A 20,623-nucleotide genomic window follows, 5' to 3' on the forward strand; every position below is an offset into this window, starting at 1 on the left:
CTTCAAGAAGCGGCAAGACAAGCTATGGTTAAGGTTATCTCCCTAGAAAAAATTCTACCCGCCATGAAAGATCGTGTCGATAATGCCGAAAAAGTGGTCATTGCTGCTAAGGAAAAACGGTTCTTCGGTTTGTGTTATGTAATGGACGGGGGTTATAAGAGATGGAACCCTTATAGAGAAAGACATTGGACGATTTTTGTCAATTGTTTTTGATCTAGAGCGAGCTAATCAGTTAAATCTTTTGCCAGATAAGGATTTAGTCGATTTATGTCCCCCTATCGAACCATAACAAGTAACGAAGAGCCGGAAAAACTTCGCCAAGAGCAGGAAAAAATCGAGCATTATAAATTAGAAATGAGCAACTTAAAAGCGCTTAGTTCCATGAATGAGGCTTTAGGCAAAATAAACGAATTTGATAGTAGTCTCAACCTCAATAACTCCCGCGATCGCTTTGAGGATGCCAATGGAGCGATTAACGACCGTTATCGAAAAGAAAACGCTTATAGTGAATTAAGCGAGAACCATAGCGAGAAATTAGCTCAATAAATCGATTTCTTAAGCCTTGATGACGAAATTAACCGCTGTTTAGCTGAATTCAATCAGCAAAGTTAAGGAGTAAAGCGATGACAAAGACCAGCAAAAAAGCGGGTTTACCGCCAATTTCCTAGGTTTTACTGGGATTGATCGGTTGGTTTCTTTTTCCGCAAATATTGGCAATATTTGCCCCAAAAGCCGATAATAATCCCAGCATCAGTTACGGCAATCATCTCCTGATCAAAACTAATTCTAACACCGCCAAAGAATCAGCGATCGCTGCCATTGCTCAAGGTGATCACCAAGAAGCAGAGCAACTCCTGCAAAAATCCCTCGCTCAACGTCCCAACGATCCCGAAAGCGTAATTTATCTCAGCAACCTGCAAACTGGCTCAAATCCCTTTAAAATCGCCGTTGTTGTGCCAGCAACAACTAATCCCAACGTCGCTCAGGAAATATTGCGAGGAGTCGCCAGCGCACAAACCCAGATCAATCAACAGGGAGGGATCAACGGCAGAAAACTGATGGTTATCGTGGTTAATGACGATAATCAGCCGCAGATATCGAAAGAGGTAGCCAGTGAATTAGTCAAAAATCCCGATATTATCGCTGTTATCGGTCATAATGCCCCCGATGCCAGTGCCGCTCCTATCTACGAAAAAGGCGGTTTGCTGATGATTTCTTCCACCTCCCCGGCCAATAATCTCTCCAGTGCGGGAAATTATATCTTTCGTCTGGTGGCTTCTAAGAGCAACATTACGGAAAAATTAGCAAATTACATAGTAAATACTGCTAAAGTCCAGAAAATTGCTTTTTGCTACGATTCTCAAGCTCCTGATAATGTTTCCTTTAAAGATGAGTTGATGGCTAATGTGGCGAAAAAAGGCGGTCAAATTGTGCCGATTGTCTGTGATCTAAGTGTCCCCAATTTTAAGGCCGATCAAGCCCTTAATCAGGCGATTTCTGGGGGTGCTAACGGCCTATTTGTCGTCGCTCATGTTGATCGTCTCGATCCCGTTTTTGAGGTTATTCGCTTCAATCGTCAGCGTTTACCTCTGTTTAGTAGTCCCACCTTCTACAATATTCGCATCCTCGAAGATGGCGGCAAAAACGTCCAAGGTTTAACCGTTGCCGTACCCTGGCACCCATCGCTTAACCAGACTTTTGCCAATCTTATGCAGGAACAGTGGCGCAGTCCGGTTAGTTGGCGCACAGTCACCAGTTTTGACGCTACACGGGTGATTATTGCCGGTTTAAGGGAAAATCCTCAGCGTCATGGCCTACAATTCAGGCTGCGTTCTGGCAATTTTCATCGAACAGAGGCCACCGGAAAAATTAGCTTTGATCCTAATACTGGCGATCGCATTGGTCAGCCGGTCTTAATTCAAGTGCGATCAACTCCCTCCGGTGAGCAGTTTGTCCCTTTACCTTGAAAAGTCCCCAGTCCACCAAAGTCGGGAGAGTTGCCAACTCTCCCCCCAAAAAATGAGCAAAAATTACAATTATTTCAATGTTCAACCTTGAGCGAGAAATGAATGACTAATATGTTAAAATATGCCTAAGTAGGTAGGTTTTAAAAATTGTCAGATGCCCCCTTATTAAGGGGGCATCTGCACCACCCTTATTAAGGGGGGCTGGGGGGATCAAAGGCAAAATCTATCTTCAATTAAATTATAACTACTTACTTATGGATATCGTTATTATCGAAGATGAAATTGAAATCGCCCATTTGATTCAGCAAACTTTAGAGCGGGAGTCCTTTACTTGTCATCTGGCTTATAATGGTAGGGTAGGACTAGAACTATTTTATCAAAAGCAACCAGAATTAGTGATTTTAGATTTAATGTTACCGGAATTAGACGGACTAGAATTGTGTGCTAGAATCCGCCAAAAACCGGGGACAAAAGACCCCTATATCTTAATGTTAACCGCTAGGGGAGAAGAAATTGATCGCATTATCGGTCTATCTACGGGAGCCGACGATTATATGGTCAAACCCTTTAGTCCCCGGGAATTAACCGCGCGGGTAAGGGCATTATTAAGACGTAGTTTAAGACACGATAGTCAACCCCAACAACTCCATCGCAGCCGTCATTTTATTATCGACTTAGATCAACATTCTGCTGTTCGTAAATTGGAGGGAATGCCAGAGGAAACCCTCGATTTAACCACCTTAGAATTTAATCTACTCGCTACCTTTGTCAGTTATCCCAATCGCGTCTGGAGTCGCACCCAATTAATCGATAATCTCTGGGGAAATGATTTTTTTGGCGATGAAAGGGTAGTAGATACCCATATCCGACGCTTACGCAAAAAAGTAGAACCCGATCCTGCTAATCCTATCTTTATCAAAACTGTGGTCGGTGTCGGTTATAAATTTGAGGATGACATTATTTAAAGACTATTGATCAGTTATCAGTTATCAGTTATCAGTTATCAGGTGCGAGTTTTCAGGTGTGAGTTTTCAGTGAATAGTATTAAGGGACAAGCTCGCAGCTGCCTTTTTACTGTTTACTGCTCACTGTTTACTGCTCACTGTTTACTGCTCACTGTTTACTGTTTACTGCTCACTGTTTACTGACCAACACCCCAACCCCAATAAAAAATTCTCCCTAAAGGCATTTAAGCAGTCTTTAACCCTTATGTGCTACAATTTTTGAAGATTTTGCCATTCATTTAGGTTCAATCAGGGATCACAGCCTTTTCAGGGAAATTTTATGACAAGTAACTACGGCGCGGAACAGATACAAGTTCTCGAAGGGTTAGAACCAGTCAGGAAGCGGCCGGGGATGTATATCGGTACGACCGGGCCGCGGGGACTACATCATTTAGTCTATGAAGTGGTGGACAACTCGATCGATGAGGCCCTAGCGGGTTACTGTACTCATATCGAAGTGGATATCAAGGCCGATGGTTCCGTCAGCGTCACTGACGATGGCCGGGGTATTCCCACCGATGTTCACCCCACCACGGGTAAATCTGCCCTCGAAACCGTTCTCACTATACTTCATGCCGGCGGTAAATTTGGCAGTGGTGGTTATAAAGTGTCGGGAGGGTTACACGGAGTCGGGATTTCCGTCGTTAATGCTCTTTCTGCATGGGTCGATGTCACCGTCTGGCGCGATCATAAAGTACATACCCAACGCTACGAAAGAGGTATCCCCGTCACAGAATTGGTCAGCAGTCCCAGTCAAGAGGAAAAAACGGGAACTAGGGTTAATTTCCTGCCGGATACCGAAATTTTTAGCCAAGGCATCGAATTTGATTACAGTACCCTCTCCGGACGTTTACGAGAACTAGCCTACTTAAATGCCGGTGTTAAAATCACCTTTAGCGATTACCGTCCCGAAGAACCCCACATCGAAACCTATTGTTATGAGGGGGGTATTAAAGAATACGTCGCCTATATGTGTCGGGAAAAAGAAACCCTGCACAAAGATATTATCTATGTATCGGGGGAAAAGAACGGAATTAATATCGAAGTGGCGTTTCAGTGGTGTATAGATGCCTATAGCGACAATATTCTCGGTTTTGCTAATAATATCCGCACCATTGACGGGGGAACCCATCTAGAAGGATTAAAGGCAGTCCTAACTCGTACTTTAAATAATGTTGCTCGTAAACGCAATAAAATTAAAGAAAACGAGCCTAATCTAGCGGGGGAAAACGTCCGTGAGGGTTTAACCGCCGTTATTTCCGTAAAAGTCCCCGAACCGGAATTTGAGGGACAAACCAAGACCAAATTAGGTAACACTGAAGTCCGGGGTATCGTCGATTCCCTGGTGGGGGAAACTCTCAACGAATACCTAGAACAAAATCCCCAAGTGGCCGACACGATTATCGAAAAAGCAGTACAAGCGTACAAAGCGGCGGAAGCAGCCCGACGGGCCCGGGACTTAGTACGACGGAAATCGGTCTTGGAATCCTCACCTTTACCGGGTAAATTGGCTGATTGTAGCGAAAGAGACCCAGAAAAGTCAGAAATTTACATCGTCGAAGGGGACAGCGCTGGCGGAAGTGCCAAACAGGGGCGCGATCGTCGTTTTCAAGCGATTCTACCTCTGCGGGGAAAAATCCTCAATATCGAAAAAACCGATGATGCCAAAATCTACAAAAATACGGAAATTCAATCCTTAATTACAGCCCTCGGTTTAGGAATTAAAGGAGAAGATTTCGATCCCTCACAATTGCGCTATCATCGCATTGTTTTAATGACTGACGCTGATGTGGATGGCGCGCACATCCGAACTTTGTTGTTAACTTTCTTCTATCGTTATCAGAAGAATTTAATTGATCAAGGTTATGTATATATCGCCTGTCCTCCTCTCTATAAATTGGAACGCGGTAAAAATCATTCCTACTGCTATAGCGATCGAGAATTACAGCAAAAGATAGCGGAATTTCCCTCTAATGCTAACTACACAATCCAACGTTTTAAAGGGTTAGGAGAAATGATGCCCCAACAACTTTGGGATACTACCATGAATCCTGAAACGCGCACTTTAAAACGGGTGGAAATCGAAGATGCAGCCAAAGCTGAGGAATTATTTACCATTCTTATGGGCGATCGAGTTGCCCCCCGGCGAGAATTTATCGAAACCCACGGATCGCGTTTAAATCTTACGGATTTGGACATTTAAACCGTAACTTTGGGTTGTGTTACTCAGGCTAATACCCCGATTAGCTCCCTAATTTTCTAGCAGTAAGTCTTGCCAATAACCGGTTAGTTTTAGCTAATCTAAACAAAATAGGGTTTCTCGGCAAGAACCAGATCAAGCTAATAGCTTACTGCTAGATTATATTAATGGTTTTCTTGTATTGATCGCCACTTAAGTGCAAGGCTTGAGTCATTTGTCCTACAGTTAAACCTAAAGCCAATAAACGTGCCACATCTCCCAGAGATTCCAGTTTATCTTCCAGTTTACCTTCTTCTCGTTCGACTCAGACTTAGTAATTTATATATAGCGTTTTTCAGTTTGCTGAGGCACAAAAGTTATGGGTTTTAGGCAAAAGAGAAGAAAAATAGGTGTACCTCACTAGCTTAGGAAACGCTATAAATAAGGATCGTTTCTATTAATTGTAGGAGGTTTCGCGGTTGGGTAAAGTCAGTTCTCACTCGTTGAATGAGTTGTTTGGCTGTTGCCATCGCTTGATTTTCTTTGGCAATAATTAATTTTATGGTGGCAAGAGCCAGGGAATCTTGCATTAATATCATCGAAAAAATTTCAGTGGCGATGGTTTTTCTCAGTTTATAGCTGAAAGGAAACCACATAGGGAAAAGGATGCTCCCCATCAACAAATTTGGGGAGCTATTCCCTGAAGTTGACAACAATGCCTGGCACGGCAATAATAACCAATCATTACCATTCAATAAAATCACAATAATAGGATATAATAAAACAAATAGTAACTCAAAAAAACGGAGAAACTACCCTTGGAAATACCTTCAAAAATATCCGAAACAAACTAAAAGACTATTAGGGATTAACTACTGGTGAATGTGTTTCTTAAAAGTTTATTCATTGTAGATTTGACCATCGCTCCAGATAGATTGAACGAGGGTCACTAAAGCACTGAAAAATCCCAGCATATATAATACTCCTCTGACAAAAATCTTGGGAAGAGAACCGCTTTTATGACAAGGAGGATTTCCTAAAACATGACAGTCAAATAAACGCATAAAAAGTCTTAGAGATTCGGAAAAGGTCAGATTTTTAAAGGCCATCCAAAAGTGGTTATGATAGTGTGTAATTTGATATTCTAGAGTTCGTGTGCTAATGTCATGACAGCCTCCTGTCGGTTCTTCCAAATGAACCAACACTGCCTCTGGGTCATACCAAATCTTATAGCCTGTCTGCCGAATACGCAGACAAAGATCGGATTCTTCTCGCACGGCACTCCCTCGAAACCGCTCATCAAACCATAGTAGGTACTTGTTAAAGATCTCGCTACGAAAAGACATATTGCAACCCCTTGATGTTATGACTTGCTGAGGCTTTACCGTATGAGTTAAATCAATGTAGTACCAAGCAATTCCCGGATCCATGGCTTCAGTGGGAAGGTATTCAATGGTCAATATTTTATCTCCTTCTTCTAGGCTTTTTGGGTTGAGAACCCGACCCGCTACCGCCCCGACATCAGGTCGTTCTAAGTAATTACGAGCATGAGCCTTTAAAAACTCCTCGGTTAGCCGCACGTCATCATCGATGAATAAAATGATCTCACCTGTAGCCCGACGCACTCCGTAATTGCGCGCTCTTGGCAGACTAGCCCAATTAACCCGAAACCAGCGAAATTTAGCTTGGGTTTTTAATTCTTCTAGATAGGCTTGGGTTTCAGGAGTATGTAGGGGAGTTTGGTCGATAACCAAAACTTCAAAACTAGGGTAGTCCTGCTTGATTACGTCTGCCAAAGTATCTTGCAGAGTTTTCTCGCGACCGTATGTCGGAATAATCACAGAAATCAAAGGAAAATTGATGTTTTTCATAATCTAAGGATAAAGCAGGTAATTTTCGCTCTTTGTTACTCTTTATGCTAAATTAACATACAAAATGCCAAGACAACATACTTCTAATACTAAATCCTGTTTAAAAAGTATAGAATAGTGGGGTGTGGGCTTCCGCCGTGAGCTCAGCGTTCGACAAAAGCTCACGCCGCGGTTCGACAGGCTCACCGTCCGCTCGACTGATCTCACCGAACGTCCGAGGTCCGAACGGGTGTGGGGTGTGGGGAGAAACAATTCATAACTTGAGAGTTAATCGCACTATTAAAAACGGATTTGGTATAACCAAAAAATCCTGAAAGTTTCTCAACCCATAGCCGCTCCCTTTTATTAGTTTAAGTTTATTGTTGATTCCCTCGACCACTCCATTCTTTGTCCTTCCCTCGAAATAGCTAATGATTTCTCCAAACCAGTTTCGGATTGTTTGACAACTTTTGGTTAATATGAGAATACTATTATGATTGATGCTTCCCCCCGTCATCTCGATAATTTTACCAGCGTGATATTCGTGTTTAACCTCGGCAATGGTTTCTAAATCACGATATGCTTCTAAGCTGAGGGTTTTAGGAAGAGATGAAGTCAACATTTTTCTAGATTAGAGCCTCTTTTATTCAATCATAACACAATTAATGCTAACTATTTAATTCTAATTCCCCTTGGAGAAAATCAATAAATTGTCTGGCAGTTCTTCCCGATCGCCCATTATGTTGGGTTGCCCATTGTTTGGCACGAAATTCCAAGTCTTCTAGGCTAATTTCTAATTTAGCTAAAGCGGCCAAATGACGAACTATTTCCAAATATTTTTCTTGATTAGCTGGTTCAAAAGTTAGGGTTAAACCAAAGCGATCACTAAAGGATAATTTTTCTTGTACTGTGTCCCAATTATGCACTTCATCCCCATCTTTTGGTTGGGGTCGATCGGCAAAAAATTCTCTGACTAAATGTCGGCGGTTAGAAGTGGCATAAACTACGACATTTTTCGGTCTAGCGGTGACACTTCCCTCTAAAATAACCTTTAAAGCTTTAAAAGCTTCATCGTCTTCTTCAAAGGATAAATCATCGACAAAGATAATAAATTTTTGCGGTAAATCTCGCAGAATTTCCATAATTAATGGTAGGTCTTTTAATTGGGATTTGGCCACTTCAATTAAGCGCAATCCTTGACTATGGTATTTTTGCAATAATCCCTTGACTAGAGAGGATTTTCCTGAACCACGGCTGCCATAGAGTAGGACATTTAAAGCGGGATAACCTGCTAATAAAAACTCGGTGTTTTTAATCAAGGTTTCCTTGGGCATTTCATAACCGACTATTTCTTGAATCTGCACAGGATCGGGATGAGTAATTCCCTGTAATCGGTCTTCTTGCCACCTTAAAGCTTGATAACGGGCAAAAATTCCTGTACCACATTGGCGATAATAATCGGCTAAATCTTCGACTAATTCCGTCCAATCTAAACCGGAATGTAGAAAACTTTCTAATTTATTATCCACTTCCCAAGCGGGGAAACTGAGAAATTTAATTTGTTCAAAAACTGTCGAATTACTTAAGGTATAAATGCTAGAATTATAGAGAGATTGCAGGATAGATAAATCCTGTTTCACGCCATTAATTAAAGATTCGGGTAACTCCCAAACACTTTTTTTCTGTACCTGTTGACTAAAGGGATTATCATCTAATAAAATTTGTTCGACTAGAAAATCATTCCAACTGATATTTTTAGATGCTAAAGCTTGAAACCATTGACCATAGGCTTTGAGAAAATCGGCAACATTATCCGTAGATAATAGGGTAATAAATGCCTTGCCAATAGCATTATCAAAAACTCCTTGATACAAAACTAACAAACTGACTTTTTGGTAAATTTCAGAGATCATTTTTTATTCCCCACTAATAACTAACATTTCACAGCCGCCTTTTTGCCATTCCTAATCCGATTTAATAATTGCCGTCTTCTAGCTGAGGAAATGTAAATCAGTTATTATTCTATCAAGATAGGGTAATCTCTGCAAGATTAAGGTTAAAAAAGGAAAAATGCCCACCGACTAATTCCTAGGATTTCTTCAATTGATTCTCAGTTATCTTGATGATGAGGTACAAGGTTTTCGTTTTGGGGAGTCGGGAGAAGATACCCTGTCAGGCTACACTTCCTCTTGATGAGAAACGTTATATTTAATAAAATTTAACCAATCTTGGATTTCCTGTCCTAACCAGAGACATTCATCCTCCCGGAGATTCTGACCGATAAGATAGTAATTTTTAGCCGTCCGCAGACGAATCTGATAGTTACCTTCTGTGCCGTTGCTATGGAGAAAAATACCCCATAAATCTTGAGTTTTGAAAGCAAATTTTTTATAGATAAAATTGAAGAGTTTATATTTAATTAAAACTTCTTGAGGGGTAAAAATTAATTGCATCTCCCGCAAACAAATAAAACCAATTAGAGCTATAATAAAGGTAAGAATCGGGGAGATAAAGATACTGACAGTAAGGACAATCGCCAAAGACCAGAGAGTAGGCCCATCAGAAGGTAGCTTAATTTTGGGGGGTAAATTAATCTCGAAATTATCCCGGTGTTTAGCGATACGGATGGAACTGTGGGGAGGTTTTGGTAATTTCTTAGGATCGATTAAACTTGAGGCTTGGCGATGGTAGGGATGTTGGAGAAATTTCAGAGATTCTCTGGCACTTTTAAACCGCTTTTCTACTGCCATATCGGTCATAGTTTCTAACCAATCGATTAAATCATCATCGATTGTCACCAGTTGACGAAATTGAATTTTAGACTCGCGGTGGGGCAGTTCTATCGGCACAATTCCCGTCAATAAATGAATTAAAGTCATACCCAAGGCATATAAATCAGAACCCGGAACTGCTCGGCCCCAAAATTGTTCTAGGGGTGCATAACCACTCGTCCCCACCACGGTAAAAGTAACTCCTGTCACTGCACCCCTGGACTGGACTGCGCCAAAATCTACTAAATAAACGTTATTTTCCGAGTTAATAATTAAATTACTAGGTTTAATATCTCGATGTAATACTGGGGGCGATAATTCATGCAAATAGATGAGAATTTCGAGAACTTCTTGGGCAATAGTCCGAATTACCGTAGGGGTGAAACGTTGCCCCCTTTCTAAGCGATCGCTTAGGGATTCTCCCGGTATATAATCTTGTACGAGTACAAACCAAGGAATCCCGTCACCTTGATTTTTATCGAGGGAAAAATAATCGCGATAGCGGGGAATACGGGGATGATGGAGAGAAGCTAAGACGGCTGCCTCTCTTTCAAATAATTTTAATTCTTCCCACTCCATCTGGGGACTAAAAGCGAGGAGTTTAATAATTACCGATTCTTGGGATAATATATCGGTAGCTAACCAAGTTTGACGACCGATAGCGGTATTGCCTAGACGTTGTTGCAGTTGGTAACGTTCAGCTAAAAGAGAATCAGAAGTAAAGGTCATAGTGGCTTTTCCCTTATTTAGGGTCTGCTGAAAAAGTTTTTCGTGGGGACAGGGTGTGGGAAGTGGGGTATAGGAATTATAAATTATGAATTATGAATTGGGGTGTGGGGTGTGGGAAGTGGGAAGTGGGAAGTGGGAAGTGGGAAGTGGGGGAATTTCAACTAAAACCCTAAAACCCTAAAACCCTAACACCCTAAACCCCTATCACCCTGCCTCCTGACGACCGGCTACTGACTCCTAACCCCACCAACAAACTTTTTGCCGCAAACCCTAATTAACATCGATTTGTTTTTTTGCTGTCCAACAAAGGGCGATTCCTTTTTCTTTATAGGAAGATTCTCCAACAAAGATAGGATATAATGTAGATTCCCCACGATAGATAATTTCTTGACCATCAAATGTTAGAAAAATCGGTTGATTGGGTTGAATTGCCTGATAATCTCGTTGGAGAATCTGAGGATGTAACATGGCTTTAATTTCACCCTGTTTATCCCTAGGATAATCGATCGAGCCTAAACGTTGGTAAACTGTTAGGGATTCGCCGAAAGTATCGAGACGGGCAGCCAGATAATTTTCCTGTTCGATATAGTCTAGGATTTGATAGATGAGTGTTTCGGTTTGACGAAAAAGATAGGGACAGATGACACCGTGGTTAACCGGACCGATTTCTAGGGTAAAAGCTAGGGGACAAATTCCTTTAAGAAAATGATTTTCTTCCTCGCTGACGGGATGATAAATTAAGCGCACATCAGGGTTAATTTTAGTTAGATAGGTAAAGAGTTTTAATAGCCAAGGATGGGGGTTAGAATAAATAATCGCCAGCATCATGTTAGATGTGGTGCTGTGAATATCGATTAATAAATCAATGGATTTTTCTCGGATTTGTTGATAGATATCTTTCGCTATTAGTTGCTCGTATTGCTGATAATTAGGATTGGCTAAATCTGCTCGGTTAAAACAACGATTTAAATCCGTATCGACATATCTAACCCGTTGCTTTAGGGCCAAGGGGTTAGCGATGAGAGTGTGGGATTGAAAACTGCTGCGGGCCAGGAGATTAGCTGAGTTTTGCAGGTATTTAACCAGATAAGCGGGAGTTAGTTCATTGCCATGCACACCGGCAATTAAAGCCAGATTTTTAATAGTAGTTTTCTGCTCGATCATTTTTTATAAGTTTTGAGAAGTGGTAATTATTTATGGTTTGCGGCAAAAAGTTTGTTGGTGGGGTTAAGAGACAGTTATCAGTTATCAGTTATCAGTTATCAGTTATCAGTTATCAGTTCACTGAGAAAACTCCCCACACCCCACACCCCAATTCATAATTCATAATTCATAATTCATAATTTATAATTCCTACACCCTCTTTCAAGTCAGGAGGGGCAGGTTTACCAACCCACCCCTATAACCGATTTAGAAAAACCAGCCGTAGGAATGAAGACCTTTACCTAAAAGATTCACCCCTAAATAACATACCCAAACCACAACAAAACCGCTGGCTGCTAGAATAGCCGGTTTTCTTCCCTGCCATCCCCGGGTAATGCGGGCATGGAGATAAGCGGCAAACACTAACCAAGTGATTAGCGCCCAAGTTTCTTTCGGATCCCAACTCCAATAGGAACCCCAAGCTTCATTCGCCCAAACCGCCCCGGCGATGATACCGATAGTGAGAAGGGGAAAACCGAGACCGATGACCCGATAACTGATATTATCGAGGGTTTCCGCCAAGCTAAGACGTTGGGGCGAAAGGGTCGTCATCGCTGTTAAGGTGGGAGTTAAAAGGGCGGTTGGGCCACCGTTAGCCGTTTCCAGGAAAATTGGCGCAGAAAGAGTGGTAGATAACTTATTTTGCAGACGATAGGCCCCCGTACCCACGGAACTGCCTTTTAACTCGATATTTTGACCTCTAGTGACGATCAAAAAAGCGATCGCCATCAGGGAACCCACCATCAAAGCAGCATAACTTAACATCATGACGCTAACGTGCATCATCAGCCAATTCGATTTTAAAGCTGGAACCAAGGGCGCCGAAGTTTGCATTTCCCCGGGTAAGGACAAAGTGGCAAAAGCAGTAATCCCCATGGCTACAGGAGTCGTCACCACCCCCACCAGGCGACTGCGGCTAGTGTACTCAGCAATTAAATGAACCGCAGTTACACCCCAAGCGAGAAAGAATAAAGATTCGTAAAGATTGCTGATGGGGAAATAACCCGCTTCTAACCAGCGCGCCCCCAATAAAGCGGCGATGCAGAGGTTAGCGATGGCCACTCCCGTGCTGCCCAGGCCCTGCAACAAAGGTATGCTGGGAAAGGCTGCCCCGGCCCAATAAACCAGCATGGTTAAAAACAGGACTAAAAAAGAAGTGTTATCGAGAAAGTTCTCTAAGCTAACTAAATTCATGGGATTTCTCTCGTTTGTCGCTCGCTACCAAGTATTCCATCCTCTATCCTATCCCATCGGTAAGGCGATCAAGACAGGGAATTGTTAGTATGAACTTTGTATTTTCACTCTCACCTACCCTAAAAATTAGGTAATTATTGGTATCAACTTTGTATTTTCACTGTGACCTACCCTAAAAATTATGGCTAATCAAGAAGATAATAAATTTTCCTGGTCGCGGTTGCCGCGGTTAGGCAAAATTCTGCTTATTTGTTCCGGTGTTGCCGCTTTAGGCTATTTTCTTATCCCTCGTCCCTCAGAATTGTCCAATATTCCCCTCGAACCCTACAGCGAATTTATCAGTAGAGTGGAACGGGGCGACATCAGTAGGGTCAGAATTGGCAATCAAGTCATCTATTATCAATTAAAAAATCCTTTAGAATCCCTGCCTATTCCGGGTAATCCCCCCGTTAATCCCCCGGAATCAAGTAACCCCCTTTACGGTGATTCTGGTTCTCTGGACAACAAACCAAGCAGTAATCTAGTCCCCGCACGAGTTTTTGCCACGATTCCAGTCTATAACCCCCAATTACCCCAACTATTACAGCAAAAAGGCGTAATCTTCGAGGCGATTCCCGTGGCCGAAAACAGTTGGATCAGCACTCTCCTCGCTTGGGTGGTTCCTCCCTTAATTTTAGTCGCCGCCATGCAGTTTCTGTTGTATCGCAACGATGACACGCGTAAATCGCTGCTTTTTAACAAAAATCTCGCTAAAGTTTACGGAGACAACGAAAAATATCCGATTACCTTCACTGATGTGGCCGGGGCCGAGGAAGCAAAAACCGAGTTAAAGGAAATTGTCGAATTTCTCAAGGATGCCGAGCGCTTTAATAAAATTGGGGCGCGTATTCCTAAGGGTGTTCTCTTAGTCGGACCGCCTGGGACGGGGAAAACTCTCTTAGCAAAAGCGGTCGCGGGAGAAGCGGGAGTGACTTTTTTTAGCATTTCGGCCTCGGAATTCGTGGAGTTATTTGTCGGGACCGGGGCAGCCCGGGTGCGGGATCTATTTGCCCAAGCGAAGAAAAATGCCCCTAGCATCATTTTTATTGATGAATTGGACGCGATCGGTAAATCGAGAAGTTCGGGATCGGGAACTAGCGGCAGTAATGATGAGCGCGAGCAGACTTTAAACCAACTTTTGACAGAAATGGACGGTTTTAGTCCCAAAGAAGCCGTAGTCATCGTTTTATCCGCCACCAATCGCCCAGAGACTCTTGATGCCGCTTTATTGCGTCCGGGGCGCTTTGATCGCCAAGTTCTGGTGGATCGTCCCGATTTAGCGGGACGATTGGCAATTTTGCAAATATACGCCCAACGAGTCCAGATGGGTGAAGATGTTAACCTCAAAGCGATCGCCACCCAAACCCCCGGTTTTGCCGGGGCCGATTTAGCCAACCTCGTCAATGAGGCTGCTCTCTTGGCTGCCCGTAATAATCGGGAAAAAGTCAGTCAAATTGATTTTAAAGAAGCGATCGAAAGAGTTATCGCTGGCTTAGAAAAGAAAAGTCGCGTTTTATCGGAAAAAGAAAAGAAAATCGTCGCTTATCACGAAGTTGGCCATGCTTTAGTCGGCGCTGTCATGCCGGGAGGTGGTCGGGTGGAGAAAATTTCCATCGTTCCCCGGGGTTTATCCGCTTTGGGTTATACCCTGAAAATTCCCACGGAAGACCGTTTTTTGATGACAGAAACCGAATTTAAAGAACAAATTACTATGTTATTGGGCGGTCGGGCTGCTGAAGAATTAATCTTTGGCAGTGTCACTAATGGCGCTTCCGATGATTTACAAAGGGCGACGGATATTGCGGAAAGAATGGTGACAATTTATGGTATGAGTAAATCCCTAGGACCCCTAGCCTACGATAAAACAGGACAGGCTAATTTTTTAGGTAATAATCAGGGTAGTCCCCGCCGTTCGATCGGGGAAAATACGGCCAAAGTGATCGATGAAGAAGTTAAACAAATTATCGACGCTAGTTACCAAAAAGCCCTAGCAATTCTCAGTCACAACCGCAATTTATTAGAGTCCATTACTGCTAATCTTTTGACCACGGAAGTAATCGAAGGAGAAGAATTGCAAGAGGTATTAAATCAAGCGCAAATGGTCTGATCAATCCCCATAAATAGGGTCTGCTGAAAAAGTTTTTCGTGGGGAAGTGGGGTGTGGGGTGTGGGGAAGTGGGGAAGTGGGGAAGTGGGGAAGTGGGGAGAACAAAGCTGCCTTTTGCCTTTTGCCTTTTGCCTTTTGCCTTTTGCCTTTTGCCTTTTGCCTTTTGCCTTTTGCCTTTTGCCTTTTGCCTTTTGCCTCTCCTCATAACTAGGGTTTGCTGAATAAATAATCGAGAATATCTAACTTAAGGAGAGGATAGGATCAACGCATTAGAAAATTTATATTTCCCTGCTTTGACGGTTAATTTGCCCTTTTTTCAACCCAAAGAAACGGGAGAGTCATCTCGACTTAAACTGTTATAAAGGGCGAAATTTTTTGACCAATCGTGCCTTTGACCGTTACGAGCTAACATCGGCAGTAGATTGATTTGATTATAGGTAAATTGTCAACTCTGTCCTTGACTGCCTTTAAATAAGAGGGTGCCTTGGTTAATTTGAGTGAAATTTACTTGACTTTTTTGCTTAAATATGCTATCAAAATTCTCATAACTGCCCTGGGTTGCCGCTTCCCCCACTTCCAGGGCAAAACCCGCATAATTGTTACCTGTGGGTAAAGCTTGGGATAAGGGGAATTGGGAATCTCGATCATTTCAGGAGAAGAAAGATTAATTAATCTCAGGGCTAACCAAGTTTTTTCTGATTGAATAAACCAGATATTATCATCTTTTTCTAAGAAGTAGCGATCGAGTTTTGAGAAACCGAATAGAGGGAATTAAAGCCAATAGTAAATAGGGCAATTATTCCCGCTAAAATTAGGTATTTAATTTTAGATCCAATCGTCATCTTCGGCAAATTCATCGATGTTTCCTTGATTTTCCGGGGACTGAGGTTGATGCTCTTTATCTAATTGTAAAGGTATTGGTTCGGGGGGGATAATTTCTGGTAATAATTCTTCGGGTTTTTGACCATCTACCTCCACCACAATCATTTCTGTGACGGGAAACCAAAGTATGCGGCCTTGATCGTCACAAACCGTCAGCGTTCGAGATTTATCTGCATCCTCCATTGCAAAGAAATCTCCTAACATTTTGGTGGGTAAAATATTCTTACTTTCACCCCCACTAACTCCTAGGAATATATATTCGTTACCTGTGGTCAAATGTTGGACAATAATCGCCATAGTTAAAATAATTCAGTCAATGAAATGTACTTATAGCAGTTTTCATCAGAATGAGGCATGGGCAAGGTACTTAAACCCTTTGTTGGCAAAACTTGTCGATACCTCAGTAACGTGAAAAGCGCTATATTGATAGTTAACTTTTGAATGATAGCTTTCAGCCCTAAGCTTTCCACTGATAACTGATTACTGATTACTGATTACGGCTCTCCCAGCTTTGGTGGGTAAAATGTATTCTAAGATACATTTCTCAAGAGCGAGGGGGTGGAACGAACCACAAAGACACAAAGGACACAAAGATCGATCGATCCTATGTCAATTAAACTTATCACACAGAACCTAGAAGAGCCTGATTACTGCTTAACTTGACTGCCGTGACTGCGGGGATCGGTTTGACTAGCACCCGCAAGGACATTAAAATCAGAAGTCTGTCCCGTAGTGGTGGCATAGGGTAGGGTAGAATTAGTTAAAAGTGCCTCTAAATTAGCAGTTAAAATTGATTTTGGTTGTTCTCCGATCGCTTGAGCAATCGGTTGTCCTTGGTTATTTAAAAAGACAAAATGGGGAATACCATCCACACGATAACGGAGAATTTCTGGCAACCATTTATTATTATCAACGTTGAGCATAACAAAATTAATGGCATTACCGTATTGTTTTTTAATTTCGGCAATTTCAGGGGCCATGGACTGACAACTGCTACACCAATTAGCATAAAATTCTGTCAGGGTGGGTTTACCATTGCTGAGGGCAAGATCGAAAGGTGTCGCTTTTTCCGCTTGCGCTTCCAAAGATACAGAACTAGCGGTGGTTTGAAACCCGAAGAAAATCGCTACACTAAGGATAACTGCCGTCACTGCCAGCAGCAGATTTCTGATTTTATTGGTGGGTGTGGTGGCTGTCATGGATAGTCTCTCAAAAATTATTCCTATCCTATCCTATCCTCATGAAAAAACGCGTTACTCTCACTTTTCCCAAAAAAGCCGTCCATATGCCCGTTACCTATCGACTGGCGAAGGATTTTAACGTCGCCGCTAATATTATCCGCGCTCAAGTTGCCCCCAATCAAGTGGGAACATTAGTATTAGAATTATCGGGAGACATCGATGAGTTAGAAGCGGCGATCGAATGGTTACAATTACAAAATATTGGCGTTTCCCAAGTTAGTCGCGAAATCGTCATTGATGAAGAAAAATGCGTCGATTGTGGCTTATGTACGGGAGTTTGTCCCACGGAAGCTTTAACCCTTGATCCGGAAAGTTTTCGTCTTAAGTTTTTGCGTTCCCGTTGTGTGGTTTGTGAACAATGTATCCCCACTTGTCCCGTGGCGGCAATTTCCACAAACTTGTAAAGTAGCAGTTATTAAATTAATTTTTTTGCCCATTTAAATAATAGCCATCGCTGGAGATTTTAAGCCTTGATTTGTCGCCAAGGCGGTTAATCGTCATAAATATCTCGCTCCCTTTCTGCCTAAAGACCCTTTCTCCGATACCATAGTTAAAAAGAGCTCCTTGACTCTGGCCACATCTGTGGGGATTACATACCATTAATCATGGTTTTTTTGCAAAAAATACAAAAAACTTGACATGACTTCTGCCGTTCCTCGCCTTTCCTATCCTGATAGTCCGATTGCTGATCTTCGCGGCCTCTATAACTTTATCCTCAACCCGCAACTGTTAGCCGCAGAAAAGGGAAATCCGTCGATCATCAGTTTTTGTCAAAAAATTTCCCCCCTTGATCCCCTAGAAATTCTCTCTCGGATTGCCCCTAGCTATCCCACCCATTATTATTGGGAAAATCCCGAACGAGAAACCGCTTTTCTCGGCTACGGCATCGCCTTTACTACCACTTTCCACGGCAAACAACGTTTTTTAAAAGCTCAAAAATTTATCGAAAACTGTCAACAAAGAATTATTAAAATTGATAACTATAGCGAGATTACTCCCCGTATCTTTTGCAGTTTCACTTTTTTCGACTCGGCAACAGCTACCCCCTTTCCCTCAGCTACCCTAACCCTGCCTAAGTTTCAAATTATCAAAAAACAGTCGGAATATTTTTTCCTGACCAATCTCTTAATCACTGGCGAAAAAGAAATAGAAAACTCCCTCGAAGAAACTCTTAATAACCTCAAAATTGTTCAAAATAACTCCGGCAATTGCCGACAAAATCCCCACCAGGATCCCTGTAGTTATTATATTCATCCTACCTATAATTTTCAAGCAGCTGTTGCCGATGCACTCGAATGGATACAGGCTCAAAATTTTAGTAAAATTGTCCTCGCTCACGCTCTTGACGTGATTTCTCCCCGTCCCTTTCATCTGGTAAACTGTCTTGATAATTTGCGTCAGCGTCATCCCGATTGCTACACTTTTTCCCTCGGTAATGGACGGGGAGATCATTTTATCGGCGCCAGTCCCGAACGCTTGTTAACCGTCCATCAGGGGCAATTAATCACCGATGCTTTAGCGGGATCCGCTCCCCGGGGAGAAAATGCGCTCGAAGATGCTCTTTTAGCCAATAAACTCCTAGCTAGTGAAAAAGAACAACGGGAACATCGGGCTGTTAGTGACTTTATTAACCAAAAACTGCGACAAATTGGCTTAAATCCTCAAAAATCTCCCTCTAGATTGTTAAAACTCTCCAATATTCAACATCTCTGGACTCCTATCCATGCTAAACTAAAACCCTCCATCCATCCCCTCGAAATTGTTGCCCAACTACACCCCACTCCTGCTGTTGCGGGGGTTCCCACCGAGATCGCTTTAGCACAAATTCGTCATTATGAAACCTTTGATCGCTCTCTTTATGCCGCTCCTTTGGGTTGGATTGATTGTCACAATAATAGTGAGTTTATTGTTGGTATTCGTTCGGCATTAATTAAAGGTGATCAAGCGCGATTATACGCCGGTGCGGGTATTGTTGCCGGTTCCGATCCAGAAAAAGAACTAGCAGAAATTCAGCTTAAATTTCAAGCTCTCTTAAAAGCTTTAACTTAAACTATAGCTTTTCACCGAACCAATAACTTAAATAAGCCTAATTTACCCTTAAAAGGCGGATATTTTAAAGCGGGATTGAACCAAAGAGGTGTTTTCATAATCGCTTTTTGGTGACTAAAATTCTCAAAGGAAAAACGACCATGATAGCTACCAATACCGCTATTTCCCCGACCACCAAAGGGTAAACTAGGATTAGTAAAATGAAAACTATTGTTGTTAATACAACCTCCCCCAAACTGAACTGATTCTAACCATTTATTTTCGGTTTTTGCCTTGGTAGTAAACAGATAAAAAGCTAGAGGGTTAGGGTTTTTAGCAATAATTGCTAAAGCCTCCTCAAAAGTGCTAAAGGCAATGATCGGTAAAATTGGTCCGAATATTTCCCCTTGCATAATAGGAGCATCGAGGGAAACGTTAATTAATAAAGTTGGTTGAATATATAAATTTTCTCGATCGGTTTTGCCTCCAAAAACAATCTCACCATCTTGGAGAAATTCAATCAAGCGATCAAATTGTTTCTCATTAACTATCCTACCATAATCAGGACTTAATCTGGCATCTTTACCGAAAAAATTAACAATAGTATTAGCTAATTCTCTGATCAAATTCTCCTGCTGCGATTGGTGTACTAAAACATAATCAGCTGCGATACACATTTGACCACAATTAGAGAATTTTGTCACGGCAATGCGACGGGTTGCCACGGAAATATTAGCATCAGCTTCGATAACACAGGGACTTTTTCCCCCTAATTCTAGAGTAACGGGAATTAACTTTGCTGCCGCTAGTTGATAAATAATTTTTCCTACCCTGGTACTGCCAGTAAAAAATATATGATCAAAGGTAAAATTGTCTAAGATATTCGGAATTACTTCCGCACCATCTCCCGAGACAATTAACACATATTCTTCAGGGAATATTTCCTGAATTATTTTAACTACCAATTTTTCCGTCGCTGAGGCAAATTCACTCGGTTTTAATACCGCGCAGTTACCGGCAGCAATAGCACCAACTAAAGGCACTAATAACAATTGGAGGGGATAATTCCAAGCACCAATAATTAAAACCACTCCTAAAGGTTCCTGAATAATCTGACTGGAGGAGGGAAAATTTAAGAGATTAGTTTTAACAGTTTTGGGTTGCATCCATGAGCGCAAATTTTTTAAAGCGGTATTAATTTCCACCAAAAGGAAACCATTTTCAGTAATCCAACAATCTTCGGGACTTTTCTTTAAATCGCTATATAAAGCTTCATAGATCTCCGCTTCATATTTAATGATTGCCTGTTTTAACTTCTCTAACTGCTGACGACGGAATTGATAGGAACGAGTGGCACCACTAACAAAATACTGACGCAATTTGGCTAATTTTTCTGAGTTTGACAGCATCGAAATAATTCCTAACTTAA

General features: G+C 42.0%; 17 protein-coding genes and 1 pseudogene. 8 read left to right on the plus strand and 10 right to left on the minus strand.

The window, feature by feature from the left end:
- The 5 genes from MICAI_RS26760 to gyrB all read left to right on the plus strand — a co-directional run.
- Positions 1–213, plus strand: a 213-nt coding sequence (locus tag MICAI_RS26760) for a hypothetical protein (RefSeq protein ID WP_039899503.1), incomplete at its 5' end; no start/stop codon positions are given.
- 54 nt (positions 214–267) lie between these two features.
- Positions 268–546 (plus strand): PspA/IM30 family protein, encoded by a 279-nt coding sequence (locus MICAI_RS02525; protein ID WP_008197355.1) that lies wholly within the window; start codon positions 268–270, stop codon positions 544–546.
- 164 nt (positions 547–710) lie between these two features.
- Positions 711–1,967 (plus strand): ABC transporter substrate-binding protein, encoded by a 1,257-nt coding sequence (locus tag MICAI_RS02530; protein WP_232306108.1) that lies wholly within the window; start codon positions 711–713, stop codon positions 1,965–1,967.
- Positions 1,968–2,221: 254 nt separating this feature from the next.
- Positions 2,222–2,932 (plus strand): response regulator transcription factor, encoded by a 711-nt coding sequence (locus MICAI_RS02535; RefSeq protein ID WP_002788745.1) that lies wholly within the window; start codon positions 2,222–2,224, stop codon positions 2,930–2,932.
- A gap of 319 nt (positions 2,933–3,251) precedes the next feature.
- A complete protein-coding gene (gene gyrB, locus MICAI_RS02540; RefSeq protein ID WP_008197359.1) occupies positions 3,252–5,174 on the plus strand; it encodes a DNA topoisomerase (ATP-hydrolyzing) subunit B in 1,923 nt (640 codons plus the stop codon).
- Positions 5,175–5,575: 401 nt separating this feature from the next.
- On the opposite strand, the gene MICAI_RS02545 is transcribed toward gyrB, so the two are convergent.
- The 7 genes and pseudogenes from MICAI_RS02545 to ccsB form a co-directional block, all read right to left on the minus strand.
- Positions 5,576–5,749, minus strand: coding sequence for an Rpn family recombination-promoting nuclease/putative transposase (locus MICAI_RS02545; protein ID WP_232306109.1), 174 nt, complete (start codon positions 5,747–5,749; stop codon positions 5,576–5,578).
- A 300-nt stretch (positions 5,750–6,049) separates the two neighbouring features.
- On the minus strand, positions 6,050–7,012 hold the full coding sequence (hpsN, locus tag MICAI_RS02555) for a hormogonium polysaccharide biosynthesis glycosyltransferase HpsN (RefSeq protein ID WP_198285274.1): 963 nt from the start codon (positions 7,010–7,012) through the stop codon (positions 6,050–6,052).
- Positions 7,013–7,274: 262 nt separating this feature from the next.
- Positions 7,275–7,586, minus strand: a pseudogene (locus MICAI_RS26765) (transposase); the annotation flags it as partial.
- A gap of 82 nt (positions 7,587–7,668) precedes the next feature.
- Positions 7,669–8,913, minus strand: a complete 1,245-nt coding sequence (locus tag MICAI_RS02565) for an ATP-binding protein (RefSeq protein WP_008197366.1) — start codon at positions 8,911–8,913, stop codon at positions 7,669–7,671.
- A 264-nt stretch (positions 8,914–9,177) separates the two neighbouring features.
- Positions 9,178–10,500 (minus strand): serine/threonine protein kinase, encoded by a 1,323-nt coding sequence (locus tag MICAI_RS02570; RefSeq protein ID WP_008197367.1) that lies wholly within the window; start codon positions 10,498–10,500, stop codon positions 9,178–9,180.
- Positions 10,501–10,770: 270 nt separating this feature from the next.
- Positions 10,771–11,664, minus strand: a complete 894-nt coding sequence (locus tag MICAI_RS02575) for an aspartoacylase (protein ID WP_008197369.1) — start codon at positions 11,662–11,664, stop codon at positions 10,771–10,773.
- A 246-nt stretch (positions 11,665–11,910) separates the two neighbouring features.
- On the minus strand, positions 11,911–12,897 hold the full coding sequence (gene ccsB / locus MICAI_RS02580; RefSeq protein WP_008197371.1) for a c-type cytochrome biogenesis protein CcsB: 987 nt from the start codon (positions 12,895–12,897) through the stop codon (positions 11,911–11,913).
- A 181-nt stretch (positions 12,898–13,078) separates the two neighbouring features.
- Here ccsB and ftsH point away from each other — a divergent pair, with 181 nt between their 5' ends.
- Positions 13,079–15,043 carry an ATP-dependent zinc metalloprotease FtsH gene (ftsH, locus tag MICAI_RS02585; protein ID WP_008197373.1) on the plus strand — a complete coding sequence of 655 codons (1,965 nt, stop codon included), beginning with the start codon at positions 13,079–13,081 and terminating at the stop codon, positions 15,041–15,043.
- 825 nt (positions 15,044–15,868) lie between these two features.
- Here ftsH and MICAI_RS02590 read toward each other — a convergent pair.
- Both MICAI_RS02590 and MICAI_RS02595 read right to left on the minus strand, forming a co-directional pair.
- On the minus strand, positions 15,869–16,222 hold the full coding sequence (locus MICAI_RS02590; protein WP_008197377.1) for a hypothetical protein: 354 nt from the start codon (positions 16,220–16,222) through the stop codon (positions 15,869–15,871).
- A gap of 350 nt (positions 16,223–16,572) precedes the next feature.
- Positions 16,573–17,124, minus strand: a complete 552-nt coding sequence (locus MICAI_RS02595; RefSeq protein ID WP_008197379.1) for a thioredoxin family protein — start codon at positions 17,122–17,124, stop codon at positions 16,573–16,575.
- 41 nt (positions 17,125–17,165) lie between these two features.
- Between MICAI_RS02595 and MICAI_RS02600 the strand changes: the two genes are divergently transcribed.
- Positions 17,166–17,570 (plus strand): NIL domain-containing protein, encoded by a 405-nt coding sequence (locus tag MICAI_RS02600; protein WP_004163818.1) that lies wholly within the window; start codon positions 17,166–17,168, stop codon positions 17,568–17,570.
- 235 nt (positions 17,571–17,805) lie between these two features.
- Positions 17,806–19,215 carry an isochorismate synthase gene (locus MICAI_RS02605; protein WP_008197383.1) on the plus strand — a complete coding sequence of 470 codons (1,410 nt, stop codon included), beginning with the start codon at positions 17,806–17,808 and terminating at the stop codon, positions 19,213–19,215.
- Between the two features lie 11 nt (positions 19,216–19,226).
- Here MICAI_RS02605 and MICAI_RS02610 read toward each other — a convergent pair whose 3' ends face one another.
- Positions 19,227–20,603 carry an aldehyde dehydrogenase gene (locus MICAI_RS02610; RefSeq protein WP_008197385.1) on the minus strand — a complete coding sequence of 459 codons (1,377 nt, stop codon included), beginning with the start codon at positions 20,601–20,603 and terminating at the stop codon, positions 19,227–19,229.
- Between the last annotated feature and the right edge of the window lie 20 nt (positions 20,604–20,623).

Origin of the sequence: Microcystis sp. T1-4 (assembly GCF_000297435.1) — a bacterium.
Lineage (GTDB): Bacteria > Cyanobacteriota > Cyanobacteriia > Cyanobacteriales > Microcystaceae > Microcystis.

Bases quoted from the DNA above. Each gene is read 5' to 3' on its own strand.
- MICAI_RS02525 (WP_008197355.1), top strand. From the start codon at position 268: ATGTCCCCCTATCGAACCATAACAAGTAACGAAGAGCCGGAAAAACTT.
- MICAI_RS02535 (WP_002788745.1), top strand. From the start codon at position 2,222: ATGGATATCGTTATTATCGAAGATGAAATTGAAATCGCCCATTTGATT.
- gyrB (WP_008197359.1), top strand. From the start codon at position 3,252: ATGACAAGTAACTACGGCGCGGAACAGATACAAGTTCTCGAAGGGTTA.
- MICAI_RS02545 (WP_232306109.1), bottom strand. From the start codon at position 5,749: ATGATATTAATGCAAGATTCCCTGGCTCTTGCCACCATAAAATTAATT.
- MICAI_RS02565 (WP_008197366.1), bottom strand. From the start codon at position 8,913: ATGATCTCTGAAATTTACCAAAAAGTCAGTTTGTTAGTTTTGTATCAA.
- MICAI_RS02570 (WP_008197367.1), bottom strand. From the start codon at position 10,500: ATGACCTTTACTTCTGATTCTCTTTTAGCTGAACGTTACCAACTGCAA.
- MICAI_RS02575 (WP_008197369.1), bottom strand. From the start codon at position 11,664: ATGATCGAGCAGAAAACTACTATTAAAAATCTGGCTTTAATTGCCGGT.
- ccsB (WP_008197371.1), bottom strand. From the start codon at position 12,897: ATGAATTTAGTTAGCTTAGAGAACTTTCTCGATAACACTTCTTTTTTA.
- ftsH (WP_008197373.1), top strand. From the start codon at position 13,079: ATGGCTAATCAAGAAGATAATAAATTTTCCTGGTCGCGGTTGCCGCGG.
- MICAI_RS02590 (WP_008197377.1), bottom strand. From the start codon at position 16,222: ATGGCGATTATTGTCCAACATTTGACCACAGGTAACGAATATATATTC.
- MICAI_RS02595 (WP_008197379.1), bottom strand. From the start codon at position 17,124: ATGACAGCCACCACACCCACCAATAAAATCAGAAATCTGCTGCTGGCA.
- MICAI_RS02600 (WP_004163818.1), top strand. From the start codon at position 17,166: ATGAAAAAACGCGTTACTCTCACTTTTCCCAAAAAAGCCGTCCATATG.
- MICAI_RS02605 (WP_008197383.1), top strand. From the start codon at position 17,806: ATGACTTCTGCCGTTCCTCGCCTTTCCTATCCTGATAGTCCGATTGCT.
- MICAI_RS02610 (WP_008197385.1), bottom strand. From the start codon at position 20,603: ATGCTGTCAAACTCAGAAAAATTAGCCAAATTGCGTCAGTATTTTGTT.